Annotated in this window: 21 protein-coding genes; 12 read left to right on the top strand and 9 right to left on the bottom strand. The window is 71.2% G+C overall.

Annotation, left to right across the window (positions count from 1 at the left end):
• Positions 1-62: 62 nt before the first annotated feature.
• Genes SALPAC3_RS0115220 through SALPAC3_RS25830 form a run of 5 tightly spaced genes read left to right on the top strand, consistent with a single transcriptional unit; the run spans position 63 to position 6,108 of the window.
• Complete coding sequence (locus SALPAC3_RS0115220; protein ID WP_018222078.1) at positions 63-1,508, top strand: prenyltransferase/squalene oxidase repeat-containing protein; 1,446 nt, start codon at positions 63-65, stop codon at positions 1,506-1,508.
• Positions 1,505-2,395 carry a hypothetical protein gene (locus SALPAC3_RS0115215; protein ID WP_033774856.1) on the top strand — a complete coding sequence of 297 codons (891 nt, stop codon included), beginning with the start codon at positions 1,505-1,507 and terminating at the stop codon, positions 2,393-2,395. The genes SALPAC3_RS0115220 and SALPAC3_RS0115215 overlap by 4 nt, the downstream gene beginning before the upstream one ends.
• Positions 2,388-3,536 (top strand): CbiQ family ECF transporter T component, encoded by a 1,149-nt coding sequence (locus SALPAC3_RS0115210; protein ID WP_026185602.1) that lies wholly within the window; start codon positions 2,388-2,390, stop codon positions 3,534-3,536. Before SALPAC3_RS0115215 ends, SALPAC3_RS0115210 begins: the two co-directional genes overlap by 8 nt.
• Positions 3,533-5,164 (top strand): ABC transporter ATP-binding protein, encoded by a 1,632-nt coding sequence (locus tag SALPAC3_RS0115205; RefSeq protein WP_018222075.1) that lies wholly within the window; start codon positions 3,533-3,535, stop codon positions 5,162-5,164. Before SALPAC3_RS0115210 ends, SALPAC3_RS0115205 begins: the two co-directional genes overlap by 4 nt.
• Positions 5,161-6,108 (top strand): ECF transporter S component, encoded by a 948-nt coding sequence (locus SALPAC3_RS25830; RefSeq protein WP_018222074.1) that lies wholly within the window; start codon positions 5,161-5,163, stop codon positions 6,106-6,108. Before SALPAC3_RS0115205 ends, SALPAC3_RS25830 begins: the two co-directional genes overlap by 4 nt.
• Before the next feature lie 44 nt (positions 6,109-6,152).
• On the opposite strand, the gene SALPAC3_RS0115190 is transcribed toward SALPAC3_RS25830, so the two are convergent.
• The gene (locus tag SALPAC3_RS0115190; protein WP_018222073.1) at positions 6,153-6,875 is read right to left on the bottom strand and encodes an ABC transporter ATP-binding protein; all 723 of its coding nucleotides are present in this window, start codon (positions 6,873-6,875) and stop codon (positions 6,153-6,155) included.
• Positions 6,872-7,480 carry a PadR family transcriptional regulator gene (locus SALPAC3_RS0115185; protein ID WP_018222072.1) on the bottom strand — a complete coding sequence of 203 codons (609 nt, stop codon included), beginning with the start codon at positions 7,478-7,480 and terminating at the stop codon, positions 6,872-6,874. The genes SALPAC3_RS0115190 and SALPAC3_RS0115185 overlap by 4 nt, the downstream gene beginning before the upstream one ends.
• Before the next feature lie 178 nt (positions 7,481-7,658).
• On the opposite strand from SALPAC3_RS0115185, the gene SALPAC3_RS0115180 reads away from it, so the two are divergent.
• Positions 7,659-8,066, top strand: coding sequence for a RidA family protein (locus SALPAC3_RS0115180; protein WP_018222071.1), 408 nt, complete (start codon positions 7,659-7,661; stop codon positions 8,064-8,066).
• Here SALPAC3_RS0115180 and SALPAC3_RS0115175 read toward each other — a convergent pair whose 3' ends face one another.
• On the bottom strand, positions 8,067-8,459 hold the full coding sequence (locus SALPAC3_RS0115175; protein ID WP_026185599.1) for a winged helix-turn-helix transcriptional regulator: 393 nt from the start codon (positions 8,457-8,459) through the stop codon (positions 8,067-8,069). It abuts the gene before it with no gap.
• A gap of 359 nt (positions 8,460-8,818) precedes the next feature.
• Here SALPAC3_RS0115175 and SALPAC3_RS0115170 point away from each other — a divergent pair, with 359 nt between their 5' ends.
• A complete protein-coding gene (locus tag SALPAC3_RS0115170) occupies positions 8,819-9,652 on the top strand; it encodes an alpha/beta fold hydrolase (RefSeq protein WP_018222069.1) in 834 nt (277 codons plus the stop codon).
• A 56-nt stretch (positions 9,653-9,708) separates the two neighbouring features.
• A complete protein-coding gene (locus SALPAC3_RS0115165; protein ID WP_018222068.1) occupies positions 9,709-10,179 on the top strand; it encodes a Dps family protein in 471 nt (156 codons plus the stop codon).
• Positions 10,180-10,194: 15 nt separating this feature from the next.
• Here SALPAC3_RS0115165 and SALPAC3_RS0115160 read toward each other — a convergent pair whose 3' ends face one another.
• Together SALPAC3_RS0115160 and SALPAC3_RS0115155 are read right to left on the bottom strand one after the other, a co-directional pair.
• Positions 10,195-11,340: an RNA polymerase sigma factor gene (locus SALPAC3_RS0115160; protein WP_018222067.1), complete on the bottom strand. Its 1,146-nt coding sequence runs from the start codon at positions 11,338-11,340 to the stop codon at positions 10,195-10,197.
• Positions 11,337-11,747 (bottom strand): YciI family protein, encoded by a 411-nt coding sequence (locus tag SALPAC3_RS0115155; protein ID WP_018222066.1) that lies wholly within the window; start codon positions 11,745-11,747, stop codon positions 11,337-11,339. Before SALPAC3_RS0115155 ends, SALPAC3_RS0115160 begins: the two co-directional genes overlap by 4 nt.
• Positions 11,748-12,179: 432 nt before the next feature.
• Between SALPAC3_RS0115155 and SALPAC3_RS0115145 the strand changes: the two genes are divergently transcribed.
• Positions 12,180-12,938: an SAM-dependent methyltransferase gene (locus SALPAC3_RS0115145; protein ID WP_026185598.1), complete on the top strand. Its 759-nt coding sequence runs from the start codon at positions 12,180-12,182 to the stop codon at positions 12,936-12,938.
• A gap of 95 nt (positions 12,939-13,033) precedes the next feature.
• Positions 13,034-14,251, top strand: coding sequence for a cytochrome P450 (locus SALPAC3_RS0115140; RefSeq protein ID WP_018222064.1), 1,218 nt, complete (start codon positions 13,034-13,036; stop codon positions 14,249-14,251).
• An 82-nt stretch (positions 14,252-14,333) separates the two neighbouring features.
• Here SALPAC3_RS0115140 and SALPAC3_RS0115135 read toward each other — a convergent pair whose 3' ends face one another.
• Complete coding sequence (locus SALPAC3_RS0115135) at positions 14,334-17,087, bottom strand: penicillin acylase family protein (RefSeq protein ID WP_026185597.1); 2,754 nt, start codon at positions 17,085-17,087, stop codon at positions 14,334-14,336.
• A gap of 99 nt (positions 17,088-17,186) precedes the next feature.
• On the opposite strand from SALPAC3_RS0115135, the gene SALPAC3_RS0115130 reads away from it, so the two are divergent.
• Positions 17,187-17,852 (top strand): hypothetical protein, encoded by a 666-nt coding sequence (locus tag SALPAC3_RS0115130; RefSeq protein WP_018222062.1) that lies wholly within the window; start codon positions 17,187-17,189, stop codon positions 17,850-17,852.
• A 21-nt stretch (positions 17,853-17,873) separates the two neighbouring features.
• Here SALPAC3_RS0115130 and SALPAC3_RS0115125 read toward each other — a convergent pair whose 3' ends face one another.
• Complete coding sequence (locus SALPAC3_RS0115125) at positions 17,874-19,913, bottom strand: ATP-binding cassette domain-containing protein (protein ID WP_018222061.1); 2,040 nt, start codon at positions 19,911-19,913, stop codon at positions 17,874-17,876.
• A 176-nt stretch (positions 19,914-20,089) separates the two neighbouring features.
• Here SALPAC3_RS0115125 and SALPAC3_RS0115120 point away from each other — a divergent pair, with 176 nt between their 5' ends.
• A complete protein-coding gene (locus tag SALPAC3_RS0115120) occupies positions 20,090-20,593 on the top strand; it encodes a helix-turn-helix domain-containing protein (RefSeq protein ID WP_026185595.1) in 504 nt (167 codons plus the stop codon).
• On the opposite strand, the gene SALPAC3_RS0115115 is transcribed toward SALPAC3_RS0115120, so the two are convergent.
• Together SALPAC3_RS0115115 and SALPAC3_RS0115110 are read right to left on the bottom strand one after the other, a co-directional pair.
• Complete coding sequence (locus tag SALPAC3_RS0115115; RefSeq protein WP_026185594.1) at positions 20,515-22,266, bottom strand: galactose-binding domain-containing protein; 1,752 nt, start codon at positions 22,264-22,266, stop codon at positions 20,515-20,517. The genes SALPAC3_RS0115120 and SALPAC3_RS0115115 overlap by 79 nt on opposite strands.
• A 62-nt stretch (positions 22,267-22,328) precedes the next feature.
• Positions 22,329-23,393, bottom strand: coding sequence for a methyltransferase (locus SALPAC3_RS0115110; protein WP_018222059.1), 1,065 nt, complete (start codon positions 23,391-23,393; stop codon positions 22,329-22,331).
• Positions 23,394-23,405 lie beyond the last annotated feature (12 nt).

Below are 23,405 nucleotides of genomic sequence, written 5' to 3'. Positions count from 1 at the left end.
CGGGGTTTTCGTACCCCGGGGTGCTTGCCGGAGCTCACCCTCCGCTACGAAAGGCACCCCTCATGGCCCTGTCCCGGCGCCTCGCCACCGGTCTCGGCGTGGCCGCGGCAACCACCCTCGCCGCGGTAGCTGCCGCTCCCCCAACCGTGGGGGCGGCACCCGACCCGGCCCACGCCGCCGCGGCCCGCGCGGCCGCGTCCTGGCTGGCCGACGAATTCACCGACGGCGTCCTGCCCAGCCCGTTCAACCCGGAGACGGAGGACTGGGGGCTGACCATCGACGGTCTCCTCGCCCTCTCCGCCACCGGGGTCGACCCGTCGACCCGGCAGGCGGCGACCGCCCAAATCGCGGCGAACGTGCGCGCCTACAACAGCTGGGACAACTGGAGCCCCAAGGACGTCACCGACGGCGGGGCGACCGCGAAGCTGCTCTACGCCGCCTCCGCCTCCAGCGCCGACCCCACCGACTTCGGCGGCTACGACCTGCGGGCCGAGACCCTGTCGATGATCGCCGGGGCGGACACCGACCACCAGCGGGGACGGCTCACCAACCGACCCGCCGCGCAGGCCGGCCTGGCCCCCAGTAACACCTTCGACCAGTCCTTCGCCGTGCTGGGCCTGACCCGCAGCGGTGGCGTACCGCAGGACGTGGTGGACTTCCTCATCCGGCAGCAGTGCGCGGCGGGCGGCTTCCGCCTCTACCCGGACACCGCGGACGGGCCCTCACCGTCCTGCGACGACCAACCCGACGCCACCCTCGACGTCGACTCGACCGCGATGGCCGTGCAGGCGCTGCTGAGCGCCGCCGAGAACGGTGCCGCCGGCGCCGCCGCCGCGGCCGCCGCCGGCGCGGACTGGCTGGTGTCCCAGCAGCACACCGACGGATCGTTCGGCGGCTCCGGACCGACCACCGGAAAGAACTCCAACAGCACCGGCCTGGCCGGACAGGCCCTCGCCGCCGCCGGCCGTGACCCGGAGGCCACCGAGGCGGCGGTGGCGCTGGCCGCGCTCCAGCTGACCGCCGCCAACGGCGGGGCGGCCACCGCGGAGGCGGGCGCCATCGCCTACGATGCCGACGGGCTCGCCGGCGCCGTCGAGAAAGGACTCGGCGACAACAGCCGGGACGAGTGGCGTCGGGCCACCGCCCAGGCCCTGCTCGGGCTCGCCCAGGTGCCGCTGGGTCGGATCGGCCTCGACCCGACGCCGACCGGGCAGCCCACCCCGACCGGCACCGCCTCCCCCACCGCCTCGCCGACCGCCACCGGATCGCCGACGCCGACCGGCACAGCCACCGCCAGCCCGACACCGAGCGCCACCGGGACCGCCCCGTCGGAGCCGCCCGCCGCGTCACCAACCGGCAGCGCTCCGGTGACTCCCACGCCGACCACCTCCAGCCCGGGTGGGCTGCCGACCACCGGCGCCGCGATCACCAGCTACGTACTGCTCGCGGTGCTGCTGCTCGGTGGCGGCGTCGGGCTGCTCATCCTCGGCCGCCGGCGGGCGAATTGAGCCGCCGGACGCTCCGCGGCTCGGTGGCCGTCGCCCTGGTCGCCGCCGGCTCGGTGATCGGGCCGGGGAGCCCGGCGGCGGCCGCCGGGTCCGCCGGCTACTGCCCGGACGCCTCCGGCGTCACCGTCGTGGTCGACTTCAACGAACTGGGGGGCGGGACCGTGGTCCGCTGCGCCCCGGGCAGCCAGGCCACCGGGCTGGCGGCGCTGAAGAGCGCCGGCTTCCAGATCACCGGCACGATGCGCTGGGGCGAGGGATTCATCTGCCGGATCGAGGGCAGACCATCGGCGGACGCGGAGAAGTGCGTCGACACGCCGCCGGGCAGCGCCTACTGGTCATACTGGCACGCCCCGAACGGGGGCAGCTGGACCTACAGCAACAAGGGGGTGCTGAACCGTACGCCCCCGGCGGGCAGCTTCGACGGCTGGTCGTTCTCCCTCAACCGTGACCCCGCCGACGCACCCCGCCCGGGAGTCACCCCGAGCCGCCCCGCACCGCCGCCGTCCGCCTCGCCACCGGCACTGCCGGCAGCACCGCCGGCGAGCGACGTACCGGTGGCACCGCCGCCGGCAGGCAGACCCGTCGCGCCGCCGCCCGCCGACGGTGGTCAGCCCGGGGCAACCGGTGGGCCGACCACCGTTGGCCCGTCGACCTCGGCCGCCGCCGCGCCGTCGGCCAGCGCGGCGGACCGCCCGTCCCCGGTGACTGCCACCGCCTTGACGCGGTCGGGCTCCGCCGACGAGCCCGTGCTGACCGACGCCGTCGCCGCCCGCGAGGAGGGGGGCGTGCCGCTGGGCACGCTGGCCGGGGTGCTGCTGCTGGCCGCACTCACCGCCGGGGGTCTGGTCGCCGCCCGACGACGGCGGGTCGCCGACCCAGATGACTGACGCCATGGCGGACCGCCCCGCGACCCTCGATCGATGGTCGGCCCGCTGGTCCGCCTGGCGCCTGCCCCGCGGGCTGCACCCGGGCGCCTGGTGGCTGTGGGCGCTCGGGCTGGCCACCGCGGCCAGCCACACCACCAACCCGCTGGGGCTCACCCTGCTGGTCGCGGTCGCCGCGTTGGTGGTCGTGCGGCGACGTGGGCACGCCCCCTGGGCGCTGGCATTCCGGATGTACGTCTGGCTCGGCGTGGTGATCGTCGCGATGCGGGTGGTGTTCCGGATCGTCTTCGGTGGCGGGCAAGGCGGACACGTGCTGGTCCGGTTGCCGGAAATCCCACTGCCGGAGTGGGCGGCGGGTATCCGCCTGCTCGGGCCGGTCGCCGCCGAGCAGGTCCTCGGTGGGTTCTACGACGGGCTCCGGTTGGCGACGATGCTGATCTGTTTGGGCGCGGCGAACGCTCTGGCGAACCCGAAGCGGCTCCTCAAGGCCGTACCGGGAGCGTTGTACGCGGTGGGGACGGCGGTGGTGGTCGCCCTGTCGGTCGCTCCGCAGCTGGTGGAGAGTGTGCTGCGGGTCCGGCGGGCCCGCCGGCTGCGGGGTGCGTCCGGGCGGGGGACGCGGGCGTTTCGGGGCGTCGCGCTGCCGGTGTTGGCCGACGCGTTGGACCGGTCGCTGGCCCTGGCCGCGGCGATGGACTCGCGTGGCTACGGCCGGACCGAAGCGGTCCCCGCCGGGCAGCGGGCGGTCACCGGCACGCTGGTGCTCGGCGGCCTGCTCGGCGTCTGCGCCGGCACCTACGGGCTGCTCGACACCGTCGGGCCCGGCTACCTGGGGCTGCCGCTGCTCCTCGCCGGGCTGGCCACCGCCGCGGGCGGCATGCTGCTGGCCGGCCGTCGGGTCCGCCGCAGCCGCTACCGGCCGGACCGCTGGCAGCTGGCCGAGCTGCTCGTCGCCGGTTGTGGGGTCGTCACGGCCGGCCTCATGATGCTGGCCGGCACGGCCGACCCGGAGCTGCTCTACCCGCCGGTCAGCCCGCCCACCTGGCCCGAGCTGACCCCACTGCTGCTGCTCGCCGTCGCCGTCGCGGCCGTACCGGCCTGGCTCGCCCCGCCGCCGACACCTGTCCCGAAAGATCACATATGATCACATTTGACCGGATGACCGTCCGCTACACCGAGGACGGGCCGCCACCGCTGCGGGACGTGACGCTGACCGTCGAGGAGGGCGAGCTGTGCCTGGTCGCCGGGCGTACCGGGGCCGGCAAGTCGACCCTGCTGCGGGCGATCAACGGGCTGGTGCCGCACTTCACCGGTGGCACCCTGTACGGCTCGGTCACCGTGGACGGCCGGGACACCCGCCGGCACCCACCCCGCGACCTCGCCGACGTGGTCGGCGTGGTCGGCCAGGACCCGCTCTCCGGGTTCGTCACCGACACCGTCGAGGAGGAGCTGGCATACGGGATGGAGCAGCTCTCCCTGCCGCCGGCGGCGATGCGCAAGCGGGTGGAGGAGACGCTGGACCTGCTCGGCATCGCCGAGCTACGCGACCGGCCACTCCGGACCCTCTCCGGTGGGCAACAGCAACGGGTGGCCATCGGTGCCGTCCTCACCAGCCACCCCCGGGTCCTGGTGCTCGACGAGCCCACCTCCGCGCTGGACCCCACGGCCGCCGAGGACGTCCTCGCCGCGGTCACCCGGCTGGTCCACGATCTCGGCGTCACCGTGGTGCTGGCCGAGCACCGCCTCGAACGGGTCATGCAGTACGCCGACCGCCTGCTCTACCTGCCCGGCGACGGACGGGTGGTCGACGGTCCGCCGGCGGTGGTACTGGCCGGCGTGGAGCTGGCCCCACCCCTGGTCGAGCTGGGTCGCCTGGCCGGCTGGGACCCGCTGCCGCTGTCGGTCCGCGACGCCCGCCGCCGCGCCGCCGAGCTGCGTGGGCGGCTCGGCGAGGGGGCGCCCCCCGCGCCGGCTCCCGCCCCGGAGTCGACGGCGGCGTTGAGCGCGCGGAAGATCGTCGTACGGTATCCGGGCACCGTGGCCGTGGCCGGCGTCGATCTCGACCTCCAGGTTGGCCAGGTCGTCGCCTTGATGGGGCGCAACGGTTCCGGAAAGTCCAGCCTGCTCTGGGCTGTGCAGGGCAGCGGCCCCCGGCACGGCGGCGCGGTGACCGTCACCGGCGCGGCGGGGGCCGTCGACCCGAAGAGCCTGCCGGCCCACCAGGCTCGCCGGCAGGTCGGGCTGGTTCCGCAGACCCCAGGCGACCTGCTCTACCTGGAGACGGTCGACGGTGAGTGCCACCAGGCCGACCAGGAGACCGGGGCCGCGGCCGGCACCTGTCGCGCCCTGCTGGACCAGCTCACCCCCGGTCTGCCCGGTGACCGGCACCCGCGGGACCTCTCCGAGGGGCAGCGGCTGGCGCTCGCGCTCGCGGTGCAGCTCACCGCCGCCCCGCCGGTGGTGCTGCTGGACGAGCCGACCCGCGGCCTGGACTACCTCGCCAAGCGGCAGTTCGTCGCGCTGGTGCGCGGGTTGGCCGCCGCCGGGCGCGGCGTGGTGGTGGCGACGCACGACGTGGAGCTGGTCGCGGCGCTGGCCGACCGGGTGATCGTGCTGGCCGACGGTGAAATCGTGGCCGACGGCAGCACCGCGGAGGTCATGCTCGCCTCGCCTGCCTTCGCCCCGCAGGTCGCCAAGGTGCTCGCCCCGGCGCCGTGGCTGACCGTGGATCAGGTCGCCGCGACGCTGGTGGCGGAGCGGAAGCCGGCGTGAGTGTGCTGCGGGTCGCTCCGCGCACCGCCGTGGTGCTGGTGCTCGCGTCGGTAGCCGCGCTGGCCACCTTCGCCTGGCCGCTCTTCGTCCCGGTGCAGCCGGAGAGCACCGCCCGCGCCGGCGAGGCGCCGCTGGTCTTCGTCGTCATGTTGCCGGTGCTGGTGGCGCTGGTGCTGGCGGAACTCACCTCGGGCGGGATCGACAGCAAGGCCCTGGCGCTGCTCGGGGTGCTCGCCGCGGTCAACGCCGCGCTGCGCCCGCTCGGTGCCGGTACCGCCGGGATCGAGACAGTGTTCTTCCTGCTCGTCCTCGCCGGCCGGGTCTTCGGACCGGGGTTCGGCTTCCTGCTCGGCGCCACGTCGCTGTTCGCCTCCGCGTTGCTCACCGCCGGCGTCGGCCCCTGGCTGCCGTTCCAGATGCTCGCCGCCTCCTGGGTGGGGCTCGGCGCCGGCCTGCTCCCCCGCCGGCCCCGCGGTCGCGCCGAGGTCGCTCTCCTGGTCGGGTACGGCGCGCTCGCCGCCTACGGCTACGGGCTGCTGATGAACCTCTGGTTCTGGCCGTTCAGCGCCGGCGCGGAGACCCAACTCTCCTACGTGGCCGGCGCGCCGGTCCTGGAGAACCTGCACCGCTTCGTCATCTTCACCGCGGTGACCTCCACCTTCGGCTGGGACACCGGACGGGCGATCACCACCGCCGTGATGATCGCCCTCGCCGGCCCGGCGGTGCTCGCCGCGCTGCGCCGCGCCGCCCGCAAGGCCGCCTTCGGCGCTCCGGTGACCTTCGCCGCCCCCGAGCCGGTACTGCCGGCGTCGCTACCGACTTCGCTCCTGCCTCCGCGGGCGGGGAAGCCCGCCGCGGGCCGACCCGCGGGCCGCGACGATCGCCAGCACGGGTGGGACCAGCACGACCGCCAGCAGGGCGGGCCAGCGCGGAGCGACGGGTGATGTGCGCAGCGCGACCCGCCACGAACCGAACCGGCCGGCGGCGCTCACGACGGCTCCGCCAGCAGCCGCCGGGCATCGTCGCGCTCCGGGGTGGCGTCCACCAGTCGCCCATCTCGGAGAAAGACCGTGCGGTCCGCCCAGCCGGCGTACCGCGCCTCGTGCGTGACCAGCACACCAGCCGCCCCGCCGTCGATCCGCGCCCGCAGGACCTGCAACACCGCGAGGCTGGTCTGCGAGTCGAGGGCACCGGTCGGCTCGTCCGCCAGCACCAACCGGCGCTCGCCGACCAGGGCGCGGGCGATCGCCACCCGCTGCTGCTGCCCACCGGAGAGCTGATCGGGAAACCGGTCGGCAACCTCAGGCAGGCCCACCTCGTCCAGCGCGGTGACAGCCGAGGCGCGGGCCGCCCGCGCACTGCTGCCGCCGAGTTCCAACGGCAGGGCGACGTTCTCCGCCGCGGTCAGGTCGGTCACCAGGTTGAAGTCCTGGAACACGCAGCCGATGCGGTCCCGGCGCAGGCGGGCCACCGCCGTCGAATCGAGCCCGCCGAGCCGAACCCCCGCCACCTCCACCAACCCGGAGGTGGGCACCTCCAGCCCACCGGCGATGGAGAGCAGGGTGGACTTCCCCGAACCGGACGGCCCCATCACCGCGACCAGTTCACCGGCCCGAACGGTCAGGCTGACCCCGGCCAACGCCCACACCGAGCCCTCGCCGGCCCGGTAGACCCGTTCCACCTCGGCCAGCCGCAACACCACATCGCTCACCGCCGGGCCCGCCCCGACTCAGCGATCTCGGCAGCCTCGGGCGGGGTCGGTGCGGGCGCGGGCGCGGGCGCGGGCCGGGCGTACCGCCGCCGCAGCACTGTCGCCTCCACATGGTCCAGCCACCGGAGCTCACCCTCCAGGGCGAAAATCAGGTGGTCGAGGAACAGCGACCAGGTGAGGTCAACATCCTCGTTGGCCTGTCGGCGCAGGTCGGTGTAGTCCCGCAGCTGCCGCATCGACTCGGTGCGCTGATGCTGCACCACGATCGTGATGTCCACACTCGGGTCCCGCGCGGCCATCGCCAACTTGATCGCCAACTCGTTGCGGGGGCGCTCCGTCTCGGTGACCGGGGTGAGGTACCACTCGGCGAGCGCCACCCGCCCGGGCTCGGTGAGCACGTACAGCTCTCGCCCCTCGGCGTCCGCACCTTCGGTGACGACGAGGCCGTCGCGGACCAGGCGGTCCAGGGTGGTGTAGATCTGACCGACGTTCACCGCCCAGCTGCCACCGGTACGTGTGTCGAGCTCCGTTCGGAGCTGGTACCCGTATTTCGGACCGTCCACGAAGAGGGCCAACAGCCCCCACCGCACCGCGTTTCGCTGCATGGCAGGGGAACTTACCAGGTAACTACTTACTTAGTAACTCCTTCCTGGAGCTGGACGCGGCCGAGCTAACTGGTTACCGAAAGGTTCCTGGGGTTCGAAAAAGTGCCTTCTTCCCTGCATACGACCGGTTTCCTATGGTGTTCTAGTAACCGAAAGAGAGCGAAAGGAGGCGGTCATCATGGCCGTAACCCTGGTCAACCCGAGCGGACTTCCCGTGGTCGACGTGTACCGGCAGGTGTCGGTGGCGACCGGTTCCAAGCTGATCCACGTCGCCGGGCAGGTCTCCTGGGACGCCGACGGTAAGACGATCGGCGAAGGCGACCTGGCCGCCCAGGTCGAGCAGTGCTACCTCAACGTCGGTACCGCACTGGCTGGCGTCGGGGCGTCCTTCGCCGATGTGGTGAAGTTGACGGTGCATGTCGTCGACTGGACCCCGGAGCGGATGCCGGAGTTGCTCGAGGGCATCGAGCGGGCGTCGGCCAAGCTGGGCACCACACCCATTGCTCCGGCCTCACTGTACGGAGCCGCGGCGTTGGATACTCCCGAACACCTGGTCGAGGTTGAGGCGACCGCCGTCCTCGACTGATCACACCTGCGAGGTATCGAAGCGGCGCCGCGACGACTCGATGTGGCTGAAGTGGCGTTGAGTCCAGCCGCACATGCCGTCGACGACGCTGCGTAGCGCCTCACCCGCCTCGGTGAGGGTGTACTCGACCCGGGGCGGGATGGTGGGATACACGGTTCGCTCGACCAGGCCGTTGCGTTCCAGCATCCGCAGGTTCTGGGTGAGCATCTTGTGGCTGATGCCGCCGACCTCGTCGCGTAGTTCACCGAAGCGCATGGTGCGTTGTCCGATGAACTCGATGATCAGGAATGCCCACTTGTTGGCCACGTCGGAGAAGATCTCCCGTGCCAGCGAATCGGCACGCGCCAGATCGGCTTCTGGCAGCAGCTCGCTCGCCTCGTGTCGGTTGCCCATCCGTTCACTCTCCATCAGATCCTCAGTAACCACAAGAGAGTACTGGCGAAACGGAGACAAGAGGCGTCTACGCAGGTGCCCCGGCCGCAACGACGACGGCACACCCACGGCGTGGACGCCACGGCTGCGGTAGAGCCGGCGGGCGTTCCGCAAGTGCCCGTGGACCACCTCGTCGGTCGGCGACGGCGGGGGTGGATCGACCTCGAGCCCTCGCCAGCAGGTAGGACTCCCGGTGGTTTGGTCGCATGACGCTCGTCACCGCGGGTATTTCAGCAAAAGCTGGCGCTGAGAACGTTCGTTCTCTAGAGTGACATCCAGAGCGGCTGCGAACGGTCGTTCTCCTTAACTGAGGGGTTACCGTGCCATTCATCACCGTGGGAACCGAGAACAGCACCAACATCGACGTGTACTACGAGGACCACGGTCAGGGACAGCCGGTGGTACTCATCCACGGCTACCCCCTGGACGGGCACTCGTGGGAGAAGCAGTCCGCGGCCCTACTCAAGGCCGGCTACCGGGTGATCACCTACGACCGGCGGGGCTTCGGCCAGTCCAGCCAACCCACCGTCGGCTACGACTACGACACCTTCGCCGCGGACCTGAACGCGGTCCTGGAGACCCTGGACCTCACCGACGTGGTCCTGGTCGGCTTCTCCATGGGCAGCGGCGAGGTCGCCCGCTACCTCGGCCGCTACGGCTCCACCCGCATCGCCAAGGCCGCGTTCCTGGCCTCACTGCAGCCGTTCCTGCTGCAGACCGACGACAACCCCACCGGCGTGCCCCAGGACGTCTTCGACGGCATCCTCGCCGCGGTCACCGCCGACCGCTACGCCTACTTCACCGACTTCTACCGCAACTTCTACAACACCGACGACACCCTCGGCACCCGCCTGTCCGAAGAAGCCCTACGCAACAGCTGGAACATCGCCGCCGGCGCGTCCTGGTACGCCTCCAGCGCCGCCGTGCCCACCTGGATCACCGACTTCCGCGCCGACATCCCCAAGATCGACGTACCCAGCCTGATCCTGCACGGCACCGCCGACAACATCCTGCCCATCGACGCCACCGCCCGCGAACTGCGCAAGCAGCTACCCAACGCCGACTACGTCGAAATCGACGGCGCACCCCACGGCCTGCTCTGGACCCACGCCGACGACGTCAACCAGGCCCTGCTGACCTTCCTCGCCAAGTAGCGCCACAGCCGAGGCCGGCTCCGGCCGCTCCCTACTCGCCTGAAAGAGATCCGCTGATGTCCACGGCCACCGCCCCCACCGTTGCGCCCACACCCACTCCCGGCAGCGTCGGCGGCATCCTGCAGCAGACCCTCATCGACCTACTCGACCTCGTCCTCCAGGCCAAACAAGCCCACTGGAACGTGACCGGGCCTCGGTTCCTGCCCCTACACCAGCAACTCGACGCCCTCGCCGACGCGGCACGTGAACACGCCGACACCATCGCCGAACGCGCCGCCGCCATCGGCACACCACCCGACGCACGCGCCACCACCATCACCGCCACCAGCCGGCTACCCCAGTTGGACAACGGCGTACTACCGGACGACACCGTGATCGACAAGATCGGCGAGCTCCTCACCACCACCGGCACCGGAATCCGCCAAGCAATCGAAGCCACCGCCGACGACCCCATCACCCAGGACCTACTCATCACCGCCGGCCACACCATCGAACACCAAGCCTGGCTCCTGCGCGCCCAGCGATAGCACGTCGACCGCTGCTCATCTCCGCGGTTGCGAGTTGAGTCGGGCAGCCTGCCGCGTGAGGTGGTCGCGCTCGGGGAGGCTCGGCGCCGAGCGGGCAGCCTCGGCGTAGAGCCGGGCCGCGGTTACCGGCTCGCCCGCCCGCTCGTGCAGGTACGCCGCGACGGCGGCGTACCGGGGCAGGGCGGGGTCAAGCCCTGCCAGGGCGGCCAGGCCGGTCCTCGGGCCGTCCGCCTCCCCGAGCGCGACCGCCCGATTGAGCCGGGCCACCGGGCTGTCGGTGAGGCGCACCAGCTCGTCGTACCACTCGACGATCTGCCGCCAGTCGGTCTCCTCGACCGTCCGGGCGTCGGCGTGCAGGGCGGCGATGGCGGCCTGAGCCTGGAACTCTCCCAGCCGGTCGCGGGCGAGGGCGTTCTGGAGCACCTCGATCCCCTCGGCGATCAGGTGGCGGTCCCACCGGCTGCGGTCCTGCTCGGCAAGGGGCACGAGCCGGCCGTCCGGGCTGGTGCGCACCGGACGCCGCGCGTGGTGCAGCAGCATCAGCGCCAGCAGGCCCGCGACCTCCTCGTGGTCAATCTGGGCGGCTAGTTGACGAGTGAGCCGGATCGCCTCGGTGGCCAGGTCGACATCCCCGGAATGGCCCTCGTTGAAGACGAGGTAGAGCACCCGCAACACGGTGGCGACATCACCGGGCTGGTTGAGGCGGACGCCCGAGACCTTCCGCTTGGCCCGGCTGATCCGCTGAGCCATGGTCGCCTCCGGCACGAGGTAGGCCCGCGCGATCTGGCGTGTGGTCAGACCACCGACCGCGCGCAGCGTGAGCGCGACGGACGAGGCCGGTGTCAGGCAGGGGTGCGCGCAGAGGAAATACAGCTGCAGCGTGTCGTCCACCGCCTCGACCGGCCCGGGTACGGGCTCACCCTCGACGCGTACCTCGCGCTGCCGCCGGGAGGTGTCGGCGCGGGCGGCGTCGAGGAACCTACGCCAGGCCACGGTGATCAACCAGCCCCGGGGGTCCCGCGGCGGACTCTCCGGCCACCCGCGCACCGCCTCGACCAGGGCGTCCTGCACGGCATCCTCGGCCGACGCGAAATCCGCACCACGCCGGACGAGAACCCCGATCACCGCTGGTACGAGGTCCCGCAGCAGTTCCCCGTTCACTCCGGCACAGCCGCCGGCACACCGTAGAACGGTCGGACCTCCAGCCACTCGTGGATCGGCCTACCGCCCGGCCCGGGGGCCGCCGACAGCTCCCCCGCCAGCTCCACCGCGCGGTCCCACGACTCCACGTCGACGATGTACCACCCGGCGACCAGGTCCTTGGTTTCGACGAACGGCCCGTCGGTCACCGGTGGCCGCCCCTCGCCGTCGTACCGCACGAACGCGCCTTCGGGCGACAGTGCTTGGGCGTCAACGAGTTCGCCCGTCTCCTCCAGCCGCGCCCCGAAGTCGTGCATGAACCGCAGGTGCGCGTCGACCTCGTCCGGTGTCCACTGGTCCATCGGTGCCCAGTCCACGGCGGGTGCCGGGCCACCCCGGTAGTGCTTGAGCAGCAGGTACTTGGCCATCAGCTCCTCCTGACGAGGCGACATCTCCGGCGGTCACTCCGCGCGGGAGCGGGCAGACTCCACACCCCCGCGCGGACCCTACTGCGAATCGATCGATCCGGCCTCCTGCCGCACGGGACCGGCAGCGGCTTCTTGCCCGCCAGCCGACGGCCCGTTCAGTCCGCCGGGCACCGCGCACCGGGCGCGGGCAGCGTCAGGTCGACGAGGTAGCGATCCACCACGGCCTTCGTGCAGTCGGTGTCCGCACGCAACTTCGAAGCATCGGGTGAATACCCGGATGTGAGTCAGCGAACGTCGGAAACCCGATAGCGACAAAGCCCACGAAATATGTCACGCACATTCACTTGTGGATGCGGGGTGCATCAAATATTCTCCTACCCACCAGGCCAAGCTGGTTGACTGGACAGGCTTTCCCATGACAGGAAGTTCGTCATGACAGATGCCATGGCGCAACAAGCGCAGGTCCCAGATACTGGACGCATCATCGATCATTGGCGCGGCGGAGCACAGCACCTTCCGGCGGACGCGGAGGCGGCCAAGGCATTCTGCGCCCCGGACCCAGGGCTGCCACACGTCCACCACACGTTACAGGAATTTGTCGGACGCGCCGTCCAGGTGGTCGCGGAACAGGGAGTCAACCAGTTCCTGCTTCTCGGTGCCGGCACTCCGACACCGGGCAACGTGCATGAGATCCTTCCTGGGGCTCGCGTTCTCTACACCGACATCGACGCCGCCAACATCGCCTCAGGCAGTGAGATTCTCGCCACCACGCCGGGGGTGGAATACACCTACTGTGATGCGACAGATCTTGCCACCCTCGACCAGGAAATGATGGATCGGGTCCTCGATCCCACCGCACCCATCGGCATAGTGCTGACCGGGGTAACCGTGTCACTCGACGATGATGCCGTTCACAGGACACTTTCCGGCATCTTCGACTGGGCATCTCGGGGTAGCTATCTGGTGGTGGATTTCGGCGGCGAGGCCCTGGCCTCCTTTCCGGCCAGCAAGGAGATGGTCCTTGACCAGGCCGGCAACCCGCTACACCCACGTGGTCCACATCAGATCTACCCGCTACTCGGGCGCTGGCAGGTGACCAGCGACGGAGTCGGACCGGTTGACACCTGGCGCAAGCCGGGACCGCAGCCAGACAAGGTGTTCATGTACGGCTGTGTGGCCTACAAACCATGAGGCAGTGATCCCCACGCCTCGTGCTCTCCGGGCGTGCCGGCACCGTCCTCCGTAGCGGAGTCCGAGGCTCGATATCCCCTGGGAGGTGCCGCGCGATGCAGGACACCGCACAAGCCAACCTGGCCGAAGCTCCCGAAGTGAGGATGCCGATTGAGCTGCGGCCAACCGACTGCCTGCCGGAACTCCTCGCCGCCGCCCGGGTGGCGCCAGTCGTGCGGACCCCCTACCTTGACCAGCATGCCTGGGTCGTGTGCGACCGCGAGTTGGTGAAGCAGGCGCTCACCCACCCCAAGCTGGGCAAGGACGTCGCCCTTGCCCCCGACTGGATGCGCCAGCCGGGCCAGATGGTGACGGCGATGCCACCCCCGGAGTACGCGCGCATGATGGTCATGAGCGACGGCGAGCACCACGCGCGCATCCGACGGATCCACGCGCCGGTGCTGAGCCCACGGAACACCGAGCGATGGAGCGAGCGGGTCGCCGCCCTGGTTGACGGATTCCTCGACAATCTCGACTCCGCGGACGGCACCGAAGTCAACCTGATCACGGACTACACGCACAAGATCCCGCTGGCCTTCACCGCCGAGATGCTCGGCCTGCCCCCGGGGGCCGAGCGGCGGCTGCACGACATCACCGAGGTCATGCTCTACTCAGCCGACTACGCGCTGCGCCAACAGGCGGTCGGAGAGCTGTTCGAGGCAGTTCAGGAGTGGGTACGGGACCCGGCCGGGCTGCGGGACGGGGTAATCACCGGACTGCTGGCCTCGGCCGACGGACCGGATGCCACAGTCACCAAGGGTGAGGCTATCGTCTGGACCCTCTCGCTGATCATCAACGGCTACGAGACCACCGGGAGCCTGATCTCCGCCGCGCTGTACGAGGCCCTGCGGCGCCCCGCGCGGGAGCGGCCACACACCGACGAGGCTGTCGCGGCATGGATCGAGGAAACCCTGCGCGTGCAGCCACCGGTACCACACACCACCTGGCGCTTCGCCCTTGCCGACCTCGACCTTGGCGGCTACCTGATCCCGAGGGGCGCTCCCGTACAGATCAGCCTCGCGGCGGCCAACCTGGACCCGGACGAGGACGCCGACAGCTTCGATGCGCAACGACGAGGGCGGGGGCACCTCTCCTTCGGACTCGGCGCGCACTACTGCATCGGCGCCCCGCTGGCCCGGGTGCAGACAAAGATCGCGCTACGCGGTTTCCTGCGACGATTTCCGCAGGCCCGGCTGAGCCTCGACACGGCCCCCCGGTGGGAGTCGGAGTGGATGATCCGCCGGATGAGCGTCCTCCCCGTACTTTTGGCCTGAGTGCCCCGGGCGCACCTTCGAGGCGGGGCCCGCCGCGGCCCACGCTCCGCGATCGGCCCCGGCCGCCCCGCCCCCAGGCCATTCACGGCTCCAGGGTGAGCGTCCGCGCCGCCTCGGCCTCGATCGTGGCTCGCTCCCAGCGCATCGGCAGCGTCTCACCGGTACGCCACAGCTCCAGCTGGTCGTCGTAGTTGCGGTGGAAGGCATGCCCGGAGTTGCCGGTCAGCTGAATCCACCGGGAGGCGTCCAGATCCGCCAGGTCAACGATCATCCGCATGGACGGGACGGCATTGACCTCGTACCCGTCGGCGGCGTCCCAGCCGGTGGCGTTGACGATCGCGCTGCCGCCGGAGACGCCGACCGGGTCCGTGTTGAAGAGCCACTCGACGATCCCCACACCCGAGGTGCCGAAGGACTGGTTTCGCACGGTCAACGTGTGCATCCGGCCCCAACGCCAGTCGGCCGGCTCGTCGCCCTGGTCGCGGGAGAGTTCACTCGCCGCCGCTTCGGCCGCCGCGCGCAGCAGGTCGTCGCGGCCCTCGACGGCCTCGGTCTCCGGCCGGTCCCACCACGGCGAGTCGGGCTGGCTGAGCAGACCCCGCACCACCTCGTACGACTGGTCGTTGCCGTCGAGCCGGTAGTCCGCGGGCAGCTCGTCGAAGGTCGCCAGGAGCAGGTGCCGCCAGACGGCGTTGTAGTACGCCGCCGCGGCGGAGCGGCGCCCGTCCTCGGTGCCCGGCTCCCCCTCCGCCGGCTGCTGGTAGTCCCACTCCGTCCACAGCTCGGTGGCGGACCGGACCAGATCCGAGGCATCGGCGGCGACGGCCGCCTGGACCGCCGGGACGAGCGTCGGCGCGAAGCCGTTGCGGTTGTCGAACTGCATGGCCTGCACGTCCGCGACGGTGATCTCCCCGGCCTCCCGGGCCGAGCTGATCAACTCGTGGATGCGCTGGCTGCGGTAGCCGTAGTGCCAGTCGGTGGTGAGCAGGTGCGGGTACGAGGGGCCGATGACGGCCTCGTTGGCGGTGACCAGGTAGCCGGCGGGCGGGTTGAGGACACTCGGTAACTCCGCGAAGGGAAGGAAACCCTGCCAGTCGTACGCCGAGTCCCACCCGGGCGCCATCCATCGCCCGTCTCCGGTGCCCCGCACCGGGATCCGGCCAGGGGCCTGGTAGCCGATGTTGCCGTCGGTGTCGGCGTAGACCAGGTTCTGCGCGGGCACCTCGAACAGCGCCGCCGCGGCGCGGAAGTCGGTCCAGTTCGTGGCGGTGTTCAGCTTGAAGATGGCGTCGGCGGTCCGGCCCGGCGCAAGCGCGGTCCAGCTCAGCGCGATGGCGTAGCCGTCGCGCTGCTCGTCGTCGGTGGGCGCCGGCTCGTCGGGGCGCAGCTGCGGGGTGGCGGCGACCGATGCCGGCGAACCAGCCGGGTCGACCGGCGGGGTAAGACCGATCTCACGTAGTTCGGCCGACGCGTCGGAGAGCAGAGGGCCATGCCCGGAGGCCCGTACGGTGATCGACACATCCTCGCCGCCGGCGACCTTGATGGTCTCGGCGCGGGTCGCCAACGGCTGCCACGCTCCGTCGACCTGCACCCGGTCGCCGTCCACCCGCTCCAGGTAGAGATCGGTGACGTCGGGGCTCAGGTTGGTGAAGCCCCAGGCGATGTGGGCGTTGTGCCCGATGACCACACCCGGTATGCCGGAAAAGCTGAAACCGGAGACATTGATGTCGCACGCACAGTGCAGGCCGTTCTGGTACCAGATGCCGGGCATGCTGGGACCGAGGTGCGGATCGTTGGCGAGGATCGGCTTCCCGGTGTTGGTCAGATCGCCGGCGACAACCCACGAGTTGGAGCCGATGCCCCGACCGGTGCCCACCATGGTCGGCAGCCGGGAAAGCCCGCTGGCCAGCGCGGTGGCCAGCTCCGTGGCAGCCGTACCAGCGGTGGGATCAGTCGGCGCCGCGGCAGCGGCTGGTTGGGCAGTTGCTGGTTCGACCGGGTCCACGGGGAGCACGCCCCCGCCCGTTCCAGCAGTCTCGGTCCCGGCGGGAGCCGAGCGGTCATCCGGATCCGGGGAGGCCGGGTCGGCTTCCTGGTCGAAGGCACCGTCCACGATGCCGCCCGCGACGACGATCGGCTGGTGCCGGTCGAAGGGGTACCCCGGATACAGCTCCTCGACCTGCTGGCGGGTCAGGCCCGCGGCGAGGAGCGCCGCACGGGCGAGCTCGTCTCTCATGTTGCCGCGCAGGTCCCACGCCATCGCCTTCAGCCAGGCGAGACTGTCCACCGGGTGCCACGCCTCGATCGCGTAGCCCGAGTTCTGCAGGCCGAGTACGGCGTACTCCAGACTCGCCCGGCTCCCGTCGTGCCCGTCAAGCCAGGCGTTCACCCCGTCGGCGTACACCTGCAGGTAACGCTTGGTTTCCGCCCCGAGGAGGTCCCACTCCTGCTCGGCGACCCGACGCCACCCCATCGTCCGGAGGTAGACGTCGGTCTCCACCTGGCTCTCGCCGAAGAGTTCGGCGAGCCGGCCCGCGGTGAGATGGCGGCGGAAGTCCATCTCCCAGAACCGATCCTGCGCGTGGAGGTAGCCCTGGGCACGAAACAGGTCCTCGGCGGTCTCCGCGTACACCTGCGGGATGCCGTGCTCGTCGCGATGCACGGTGACCGGTGCGGTGAGCCCGGGCAGCCGAAGCGCACCGTCGTGCTGCGGGAACGCTCGCCGCACCGTCCACACGGCGGTGAGGGTGAGCACGAGGGCCAGTGCGGTGAGGACCGCCACGGTCCAGAGCGCGATCTTACGTATCCGGGGCGAGAGAATACGTGCAGGATTCACGCCGAAATCCTAGAGGTTCGATGCGCCATTAGGTGATCTTGAAGCTCGGGTAACGTATTCCCGGCAGCAATTGACGCGTACGAGTGGCGGGAGCGGCTGATGAATCCGACGATCGCCCTCCTTCCCAGCGCGCTGCTCGGACCCGCCGTCTGGCAGCCGGTGCGGGAACGACTCCGCGCCGCCGGCCGGGAGGTCATCGTCGCCGGGGAGCCGGGGGCGAGTGGGACCTCCGTGGCCGACATCCTGCGGTGGTACCTGGACAGCCTGCCCACCGGCCGCGACTACGTGCTGGTGCCGCAGAGCAACGCCGGCCTCTACGTCCCGGCCATCACCGCGCAGCGCTCGGTGACCGGGCTTGTCTTCGTGGACGCGATCCTCCCGCCCGAGCAGGGCACCACCCCGGTGGCACCGCAGGGCCTCCGGGAAATGCTGCAGACCCGGGCCGGGCCGGACGGTGAACTGCCGGTCTGGACCTCCTGGTGGCCACCGGAGGAGGTCGCCGCCCTCTTCCCCTCCGAGCAGGTCAGGGCGGAGGTGTCCGCACAGCAACAGCGCTTTCCGCTCAGCTACTTCGCGCAGCGGGTAACCATCGCCCCCGGCTGGTCCGACCGTCCCGCCGGCTATCTCGCCTTCGGCGACGCGTACCGAGCCGAACGGGTCACGGCGGAGAGCTGGGGCTGGCGTTCGGCCCGGCTCGACGGTGGACACCTGCACATGCTGAACGCGCCGGGCGAGGTCGCCGCCGCGCTCGCCCGGCTGCTCTGACCAGCTCCGACGCCCACCACGTCACGGCGCGCTCCGGGCGGCGGCAGCGGTCTGGCGGGGTAGCGACACGGCGGTGTCGTAGCCGGCGGCTTGCAAAGTGAACAGCTCGGCGTACCGACCGCCGGCCGCGAGCAGGTCGTCGTGGGTGCCGGCCTCGACGAGCCGGCCGAGGTGCAGGACGTAGATGCGATCCGCGTGGCGGACGTTTGCCAGCCGGTGGGTGATGAGGATGGTGATCCCGTGGCCCTGCCGGTCGCGGATGGCCTGGAACAGGGCGTCCTCCGCGCGCGGGTCGAGTGCCGAGGAGGGCTCGTCCATGATGAGCAGGTCGGCGTCCCGCAGGAAGCCCCGGGCGGCCGTGATGCGTTGCCACTGCCCACCGGAGAGGTCCTGACCGCCGGCGAAGGTCCGGTCGAGCAGGGTCTCGTAGCCGTGCGGCAGTTCTTTGATCATGTGGTGGGCGACGGCACGATTGGCGGCGGCCTCGATGCGATCGGACCGCGGGGTGGTGGTGAGGTCACCGATGGCGATGTTCGTGGCGGCGGTGAACGGCCACTTGTGGTACTCCTGCGTCACCACCGCGATCCGGGCCCGTAGCGCGTCGGTGTCCCAGTCGTCGGTGGGCCGACCGTTGTAGCGGATGGTCCCGCCGGTGGGCGTCCGCAGGGTGGCGATCATTGTGGCGAGGGTCGACTTGCCGGAGCCGTTCTCCCCCACGAACGCCACCGTCTGCCCCGCCGCGATACTCAGGCTGACCTGGTCAACGGCGGCGGCGTCCCGGTCGGGGTAGCGCAGGCTGACCGCATCCACCGCGACCGCGCGCAACCGCTGCGGCACCAGGCGATCAGCGGCACCGGTACGGGGCTCGGGCAGGCGATCAGCGGCACCGGTACGGGGCTCGGGCAGGTAGTCGGCGGCGCGGGTCATGAAACCGGTGTAGTCGCGGAAGTGCTGGCCCTCGGTGTAGGCGCGGTCCATCTGGAAGGTGACCACCGCCAGGGATCGCTGTGCGGACTGCACGGCGATGACGCCGGTGGCCGCGGCGGCGAGGGGGATGTGCCCCTCGACCAGTAGGAAGCCGAGCAGGACGTAGACCACGGCGGTGGCGATCCCACCGATCATCGCGCCGACGGTGGTGGTCGTGGTGACCCGACGGGCCAGAGCGAGCTGGATCCCGGTCTCGACCCCCATCACCCGGTCGTACTGGTCGAGCAGGAAGGACCGCAGCCCGTAGGTGCGCAGCTCGGGGGCGGAGTCGCGTTCGGCCATCAACCGATGCAGCAGCCACAACCGACGCCGCCGCACCGACCCCGCCGCGTACGTCTGGTAGCGCAGGTGCCCGGCGCGCAGCGACGCCCACCCGTTCGGCACCGTGGCCACCAGCAGCGCGACCAGCAGCAGCGGGTGGATCACCACGACGGCGACCGCGACGGCGAGCACGCCGGTAAGGCCGGCGAGCAGGTTTATCGACGCCTGCACCAGGCCGGTGGTGGAGTCCGCGCCCCGGGAGGCCCGCTCCATATCGTCGGCGAAGGCGTCCGCGTCGAACGCCTCCAGCCGGACGGCCGTGGTCACCTCGAACAGGCCCCGTTCCACCTCCCGGTCGACCTTCGGGCTCAGACCGTTCTGGGCGTACCCCATCGCGGTGGCCATGCCGGCCCGCAACGCGGTCACCGCCGCCAGGGCGACCAGGGCGGGCAGCGCGGCGAGCACCTTGTCGGCGGTCGGGCCCCCGGCGAACAACTCCACCAGGACCCGCTGCGCGGCGAGGAGCCCGAAGGCGGCCAGCACTCCGGCGCCCACCGTGGTGCCCGCCACGATCGAGGTGCGGAGCCGGTCGGCCCGCCAGCTCACGGCCAGCGCCGCGCCCACCAGTCGGGGCAGCTCGGAGAAGACCGCGAAGAGACCGGCCTGCGCCCGCGCTCGCACCCCGGTCTCCCACCACATCTGGCGCAGCTCCGGTAAGGCCGAGTCCCGCGCACCCTCGGCATCGGGGCGCAGGTCTCGCTGGGTCGGCTTTGGCTGGTCGGACGGGCGATCGGGCAGGTTGGTTGTCGACATGCGGGAAACGTAGGACTGGCCCGGGGGACACGCCCGCAGCACCGCGCGCCGACAATGTCGGTAGCGGCGACACCGATTCCGACATCACCCGAACGCGTCGGCGACACCGGGCGGAAGTGTCACCAGCGACAGCTACGGTGTTCGCTCATCGTGACCGCGACCCGGGGGTGGCAGCGATGCGCGACACCGACGACACCAGGACCGCCCGCCGCGCCCTCGGCCGTCGCCTCGCCGAGCTGCGCCGGGCCGCCGGGCAGACCCAGCACAGCCTCGCTCGGCTCGTCCAGTACGGACGCAGCTCCGTGGCGAACACCGAGACCGGTCGCCAGCACCCGGAGCGGCCCTTCTGGGCCCGCTGCGACGAGGCGCTGCGCACCGGCGGGGTGCTCACCGCCGAATATGACCGCATCGCGTACCGGGAGCACCGCCACCGCGCGGTCCCGGCGCGCGGTGGCGGTGCCGCCCCGACCAGCGGCCCCCCAGCCACGTGGCGGGAGGCCGTGGACGACACCGAAGGCTGCTCACCGGCCGCTCTGGTGGACCGGCTCTGTCTCCTGCGCCACGATGTGGACCGCGCGATCGTCGCGCTGACCTGGCTCGGCTACCACCCCACCGCAACGATCAACCACTCCGGGTCGCCGGCGGAGATGAACGAGGACTGGTCCGCGACATCGTCGTAGGGGAAGCCGTAGGAGAGGCCGTCGATGGACTGCTCGTGCCAGAACTTCGCGTAGTAGTTCGCCGGTGCCTGCTGGTAGAAGAGGTGCGGGTCCTCCCACTGCGACCGGGGCAGGTGGGCGACGTGCCGGTTCAGCGCGGCACATCCGTCCGGGTTACTCGCCAGCGGCCCGGAGCACCCGAAGATCTGGGCGGTGGTGGCGGGGATCCCGACCGACGATGCGTACCCGCTCAGGTAGTCGGCGTACTGTCCGCCCGAGCGGAACTGGGGCGTGTTGCCGGGGGACGGCACACGATACGGCGCCTCGATTGTGGCGAGGTGCTTGAACTCGGCTGGCATCGCGTCCGAGAACCGCTGGAACGTCGTGTCACGACCCTCGGTGAAGATCGTCTCGGTCTCGCCGACGGCTCGGTCGTATCCGCCACCGGCGCGCAGCCGCATCGCCAGTGGGAGCCCGAACGCGTCCACTCGGGTGGTGTTGCCGTTGAAGCGGTCCGCGGCCACGGTGAACTCGACGAAGTCCCGGTATTGGCTGGTCGGTGAGCCGAGGTGGAAGTACATCCGGCCGGCCGAGTTCGCCGGCATGTCGAGGTACGGCTGTTCCGCGATGGAGCGGGTCTGGCCGCCGAAGCTCCAGTACACCTGGCTGTCGGGGTAACGGCCGTTGGTCCGGTTCAGGATCTTGACTGTGAGGACGTTCTGGGCGGGCGGGATCGTGCTGGTGTCACCCCAGAAGTCGTCGCTCGGCGGTGGTGGTTCCGACCCCGTCGTCCGCACCACGAACTCCCAGAGCGAGTAGCCGTACGGGGTGTTGCGGGCGGTGCCGTACATCCGCACGTACCGTCCCGCGCCGGAGACATCGAGCGTCTGCACACCGCCGGCGCCGGTCGTGGTGGCGTAGCGGGTGGTCCACGGTCCAGCCGGACTGTCGGCGGTCTGGAGCTCGAACGCCCGCGCGGCGGCCGCCTCCCACCTCAGGACGACCTGGCAGATGGTCCGGACCGCACCGAGGTCGACCCACAGCCACTGTGGGTCGGCGAAGGCGCTCGACCAGCGGGTGGCGGTGTTGCCGTCCACGGCCGCCGTGGCCGGGGTGGTGGCGGACTCGACCGAGGAGGCCGTCACGTCCCGACCGAGTGCGGCATTACCCGTGCAGGTGGAGCCGCTGGTGCCGTAGACCTCGAACTCCCACAGGGAGTAACCCCACGCGGTGCCCCGGGCGGTGCCGTAGAGCCGGATGTGGCGTCCGGTGCCGCTGACCGTGAGGTCCTGGGTGTCACCTGTCCCGGCGGCCGTCTGATAGATCGTCTGCCAGGGGCCGGCAGGGTTGGCCGAAACCTGGATCTGGAAGGCACTCCCGTAGGCGGCCTCCCACCGCAGGGTTACCTGACTGATCGTGGCGGTGCCGCCCAGGTCAACCTGGAGCCACTGCGGGTCGCTGAACTCGCTCGACCAGCGGGTGTCCGGGTCGCCGTCGGTGGCGGCGGTGGCCGGAGTGTCTCCGAGTTCGACTGAGGAGGCGGTGGTCGGCTTGCCCTGGGAGAGCAGGACGGCTGCGGCCTGGGCCCGCTGGGCGGGAAGCGTCAGGACGGTGGCGAGCAGGATGAGCGGGACCACGAACGCCAGCGCGCGGCGGTAACGCGGCCGGTGGGAGATCAGGCGAGCTGTCGGCATGATGGGCTCCCGGACGGGTGGTGGTGGCAGAGAGCGCTCTCAGCGTTATCGACAGCCTCGAATTAGTCAAGCGGCCTGAGCTGCGCGGTCACCAGATGGTCCGTCTCCGAACCGCCGAGCACCTGCTGCCGCACGTCGGTGAAGCCGGCCTCGCGCAGCAGCCCGACGAGTTCATCGTGGTCGTAGGCCCGGCCGCCCTGGGTGTGGAAGAGGTTCAGGCTGAACATCCGGACGAACGCCGTACCCAGCCCGGCAGTCGGCTGCTCCGGTGCCGTGGCGAGCGGTTCAAGCAGGGCCACCCGGCCGCCGGGACGGAGCGCGGCGGCGACCCGACGCAGCAGGGTCAGCGTCTCGGCCGCCTGATAACCGTGCACGACATTGAAGAGCAACACCAGATCGTGACCGGCACCAAAGTCGACCTCGAAGAGGTCACCCGCCCGGAGCGTGCACCGGTCGGTCAGGCCGGCGGCGGCGACGGTCTCCGCCCCCTGGGTCAGCGCACCAGCCAGGTCCACCACGGTGGCCCGCAGCTGCGGATGTGCGGTGAGGAAGGCAACCGGATAGCTGGCATGCCCGCCACCGACGTCAAGCAGGCTACGCGCGTCGGCCGGCACCGGCAGCAGTTCGACGATCTCCGCACTGAGCCCCTCGGCGAGTCGACGCAGCATGGTCTGGAAGTCCGCCAGGACCTCCGGTCGCTGCTCCAGCCAGGCGTAGAAGTCACCGGTCGGAGTGCCGGAGCAGATCGACGACTCCAGGTCGTGCCACCAACCGGTGAGCAGCGCCGACCAGAAGGCGAGCACCGGCGCGAAGCTGTCCGGGACGGCCCGCAGGAGCCAGCGGGTCGTGTTGGCGCTGTTGGCGTACCCACCCTCGGCGCGGATCAGGTAGCCGAAGCTGGTCAACGCGTCGAGCAGGATCCGCAGACCGAGCGGATCCGTGGCAGTACGGACGGCGAGCCGCTCGACCGGGAGCGGGCCGCCGGCCAACTCCTCGAAGACGCCCAGCCGGAGCGCGGCGCCGGCACTACGGAAGGAGACCGCGTCGAGCAGGTCGAGAAACGCGGCGGGGGCGGCGTCGGAGGCGTGGAACTGCCGCGCCTCCTCCGGGCTCAACGGCACCGGCATGGCAGGGCTCCT

It is taken from the genome of Salinispora pacifica DSM 45544 (genome assembly GCF_000378845.1).
GTDB lineage: Bacteria > Actinomycetota > Actinomycetes > Mycobacteriales > Micromonosporaceae > Micromonospora > Micromonospora pacifica.
The sequence above is the reverse complement of the archived record's forward strand: the minus strand, read 5'-3'. Positions and strand labels throughout refer to the sequence as shown.

Bases quoted from the DNA above. Each gene is read 5' to 3' on its own strand.
- SALPAC3_RS0115220 (WP_018222078.1), top strand. From the start codon at position 63: ATGGCCCTGTCCCGGCGCCTCGCCACCGGTCTCGGCGTGGCCGCGGCA.
- SALPAC3_RS0115210 (WP_026185602.1), top strand. From the start codon at position 2,388: ATGACTGACGCCATGGCGGACCGCCCCGCGACCCTCGATCGATGGTCG.
- SALPAC3_RS0115205 (WP_018222075.1), top strand. From the start codon at position 3,533: ATGATCACATTTGACCGGATGACCGTCCGCTACACCGAGGACGGGCCG.
- SALPAC3_RS0115185 (WP_018222072.1), bottom strand. From the start codon at position 7,480: ATGCAGCGAAACGCGGTGCGGTGGGGGCTGTTGGCCCTCTTCGTGGAC.
- SALPAC3_RS0115180 (WP_018222071.1), top strand. From the start codon at position 7,659: ATGGCCGTAACCCTGGTCAACCCGAGCGGACTTCCCGTGGTCGACGTG.
- SALPAC3_RS0115175 (WP_026185599.1), bottom strand. From the start codon at position 8,459: ATGGGCAACCGACACGAGGCGAGCGAGCTGCTGCCAGAAGCCGATCTG.
- SALPAC3_RS0115165 (WP_018222068.1), top strand. From the start codon at position 9,709: ATGTCCACGGCCACCGCCCCCACCGTTGCGCCCACACCCACTCCCGGC.
- SALPAC3_RS0115155 (WP_018222066.1), bottom strand. From the start codon at position 11,747: ATGGCCAAGTACCTGCTGCTCAAGCACTACCGGGGTGGCCCGGCACCC.
- SALPAC3_RS0115145 (WP_026185598.1), top strand. From the start codon at position 12,180: ATGACAGATGCCATGGCGCAACAAGCGCAGGTCCCAGATACTGGACGC.
- SALPAC3_RS0115140 (WP_018222064.1), top strand. From the start codon at position 13,034: ATGCAGGACACCGCACAAGCCAACCTGGCCGAAGCTCCCGAAGTGAGG.
- SALPAC3_RS0115130 (WP_018222062.1), top strand. From the start codon at position 17,187: ATGAATCCGACGATCGCCCTCCTTCCCAGCGCGCTGCTCGGACCCGCC.
- SALPAC3_RS0115125 (WP_018222061.1), bottom strand. From the start codon at position 19,913: ATGTCGACAACCAACCTGCCCGATCGCCCGTCCGACCAGCCAAAGCCG.
- SALPAC3_RS0115120 (WP_026185595.1), top strand. From the start codon at position 20,090: ATGCGCGACACCGACGACACCAGGACCGCCCGCCGCGCCCTCGGCCGT.
- SALPAC3_RS0115115 (WP_026185594.1), bottom strand. From the start codon at position 22,266: ATGCCGACAGCTCGCCTGATCTCCCACCGGCCGCGTTACCGCCGCGCG.
- SALPAC3_RS0115110 (WP_018222059.1), bottom strand. From the start codon at position 23,393: ATGCCGGTGCCGTTGAGCCCGGAGGAGGCGCGGCAGTTCCACGCCTCC.